The following is a 3,006-nucleotide window of genomic DNA, read 5'->3' as shown; positions in this document are numbered from 1 at the left end:
TGGGGGATGAAGAAAACCCCTACTGTGTGAAGGTTCACTTTATTCGTCTTTGAATAAATCTATGATTAATTTAGGTTATAAGAATATTTCGTGAGTAGGAGGAGTATAGTGACGAAATTTTTCTATCCTTTAGCGATTGTAACTTCTGTTATCTTTTTTGTATTTTATGCTAATTTGAATAGTTCTTGGGTAACTAGTTTAGATACAAATGCTTCAAATCTTTTAAAAGGTAATTCTTTCATTGAATTCTTCCATTACTTTGGAGGAACTAAATTTATAATGATTGTCGCAATTCTATTATTAATTTGGTTGTGGCTTCGCGGATCTAATTATCAAGGGATGATGTTTGCACTTTTATCGATTGCTGGAGGTAATGTACTTAATCATTTATTAAAAGGGTGGGTGCAAAGACCACGACCAGATATTCCTCATCAATTAACTAGTTTTAGTTTTCCTTCTGGGCATGCAATGGTAGGGATTCTATATCTATTTACAATCGCATACTTTGCGACCGAGTACGGAGCATCAATGAAAAAGAAAGTACTAGTATGGGCATTCGCAATGATCATGTCCATTCTAATTGGGTTATCCCGTATTGCGGGGAGCCATCATTTTGCATCGGATGTAATTGCGGGATGGTCGATTGGCTATACGTGGTTTATCCTAATTGTCATTTGGTATGAAAGCCGCAGAAGAATTGTAGAGCCTTATAGTTAAAAAGCTATACCGAAATCGGTATAGCTTTAACTATGAGCTGCTGCATTTTTTGCGGTAATTTTATTTATGATAATAGCTAAAAAAGCTGCTATTAATAGGAAAGTTAAGATGATACTAATAACACCACCCCAACCGAATTTTGACCAGAAGATGCCACCTGTCGTACCTCCAACGCTTGATCCTACATAATAGAAGAATAAGTATAGTGAAGAGGCTTGTGCTTTATCATGAGTTGCTCTTCTTCCGACCCAGCCACTAGCAATTGCATGGCCGCCAAAAAATCCAAAGGTGAAAATGGCAATACCAAGAATCTTAATCAATAAGATACTGGTTAATGAAAGAATGGCTCCTCCAAACATTAAAATAATTCCTAGTAATAACATTTTAAAACGCCCGTGTTTGTCAGCTAAACCACCCATCCATGCAGAGCTGAATGTTCCAACTAAGTAAATTAAGAAAATCCAACCGACAATTGATTGGCTTAAAGAATAGGGCGGTTCAATTAATTGGAATCCTATATAGTTATACATGGTGACAAAGGAGCCCATTAATAAGAAACCCATCCCAAAGAGGCTAAGTAATGCTGGATCCTTTATATGCATGATCAATGATTTAAACAATGGTTTAAATGCTAGTTTTTCCGGTTTAAAATGCTTTGATTTAGGTAGTAAGAAATAAAAGGCGATGGCTACAAGTAAACTAATAACACCGATTGTCACCATTCCGATACGCCAATTAAAGAAATCGCTAACAGAACCCATAATGATTCGACCAGCTAAACCTCCTATAGAATTCCCACTTACATAAAGCCCCATTGCGGCACCTAAACTTTTAGGTTCAATTTCTTCGCCTAAATAGGCCATAGCAATGGCTGGTAAACCAGCAAAGACGATTCCTTGAATCACTCGTAAAATAAGTAATATATGATAATTTGGTGAGATTGCAATTAGAAAAGTTAAGACAGCTACGGCAATCATCGAAAAGGTCATAATTGGTTTGCGACCCCAAGCTTCTGAAAGAGAACCAACAATCAACATACAAATAGCTAAAGATGCAGTTGTTAAAGATAAAGAAAGACTTGCGGTAGTTGGTGAAATATGAAAAACCTTTGATAGTGTTGGTAACACTGGTTGGGTCATATATAAATTCGCAAATGTACTCAAAGCACCTGCAAACAATGCTAAGTTTGCTTTACGAAAATCCATTGTTCCTTTTTTTATATAATCATCCATTGCAAAATATCACTCCATAAAATAATGGCAAATAGGAAATCGAATTGTCATTTTTTTTGTTACGGTTTATTATAGATTCATTCTATTGATAAATACAATTTATTATTTTCATTAATTTAATTCCAATTAGTTATTAGGAGGGTGCAGATGGATTTACAACAATTAAAGTATTTCCAAACTGTGGCAAAAACAGAGCATATGACACATGCTGCTGAAAAATTGAATATATCTCAACCAGCACTCAGTAAGTCTATCGCTCAATTAGAAGAGGAAGTAGGTGCTCCGTTATTTGATCGAATGGGGCGCTCGATTAAACTCAACCGCTTTGGTGAGCTGTTTTTAAAAGGAACAATGCCCATAAATAAACTATATGAAGATGTTAAACAAGAAATTGCGGATCTTATCACACCAGATTATGGAGTAATATCGATTGGCTTTACGCATACAGTGGGTATGCAGCTTATTCCACGATTGGTACGCATGTTTCGTAGAAAGTATCCAAATGTACAGTTTGAATTCACTCAAAATAATTCTTTACACTTACTTCAACAATTAGAGGCAGGAGAGTTTGATCTTTGTTTAATACCATATGTAGAAACAGATATTCCAATTAAATGGGTGGAACTTTGGCGTGAGGAATTATTCGTCATGGTACCAAAAGATCATCGACTAGCGAATCGAGAACAAATATATTTATCAGAGATTGGAAAGGATCCTTTTGTTTCATTAAAAGAGGGGAATTCGCTTAGACAGGTTAATGACCAATTATTGGAGCAAGCGAATATTTCGCCAGAGGTAGTATTTGAAGGAGAAGAATTCCATACGCTTGCTGGTTTTGTAGAAGCGGGATTAGGTGTTGCTTTACTTCCAAATATAAGAGGATTAAATGAGTATCATTTGTCAAAAATTCGTGTTAGTGAACCAATATGTCAACGAAAACTAGGAATTGCCTATATAAAGAAAAGATATATGTCTCAAGCAACTCAAACTTTTCGGGATTTTGTTATTGGAGATTTTCAGTAAAAATTTGCTTTTATTTGAAGTGGAATTGGCGAAG

The 3,006-nt window shown here is 35.4% G+C and carries 3 protein-coding genes; 2 read left to right on the top strand and 1 reads right to left on the bottom strand.

Annotation, left to right across the window (positions count from 1 at the left end; genetic code table 11):
• The first annotated feature begins 108 nt into the window (after nucleotides 1–108).
• Complete coding sequence (locus ABE048_RS17045; RefSeq protein WP_430312469.1) at nucleotides 109–717, top strand: phosphatase PAP2 family protein; 609 nt, start codon at nucleotides 109–111, stop codon at nucleotides 715–717.
• A gap of 26 nt (nucleotides 718–743) precedes the next feature.
• On the opposite strand, the gene ABE048_RS17040 is transcribed toward ABE048_RS17045, so the two are convergent.
• Nucleotides 744–1,949 (bottom strand): MFS transporter, encoded by a 1,206-nt coding sequence (locus ABE048_RS17040; protein WP_430312468.1) that lies wholly within the window; start codon nucleotides 1,947–1,949, stop codon nucleotides 744–746.
• 147 nt (nucleotides 1,950–2,096) lie between these two features.
• Here ABE048_RS17040 and ABE048_RS17035 point away from each other — a divergent pair, with 147 nt between their 5' ends.
• The gene (locus ABE048_RS17035; RefSeq protein ID WP_430312467.1) at nucleotides 2,097–2,972 is read left to right on the top strand and encodes a LysR family transcriptional regulator; all 876 of its coding nucleotides are present in this window, start codon (nucleotides 2,097–2,099) and stop codon (nucleotides 2,970–2,972) included.
• The last annotated feature ends 34 nt before the right edge of the window (nucleotides 2,973–3,006 follow it).

The organism is Rummeliibacillus pycnus, from assembly GCF_050459865.1.
Taxonomy (GTDB): Bacteria; Bacillota; Bacilli; order Bacillales_A; family Planococcaceae; genus Rummeliibacillus; species Rummeliibacillus pycnus_B.
The sequence above is the reverse complement of the archived record's forward strand: the minus strand, read 5'-3'. Positions and strand labels throughout refer to the sequence as shown.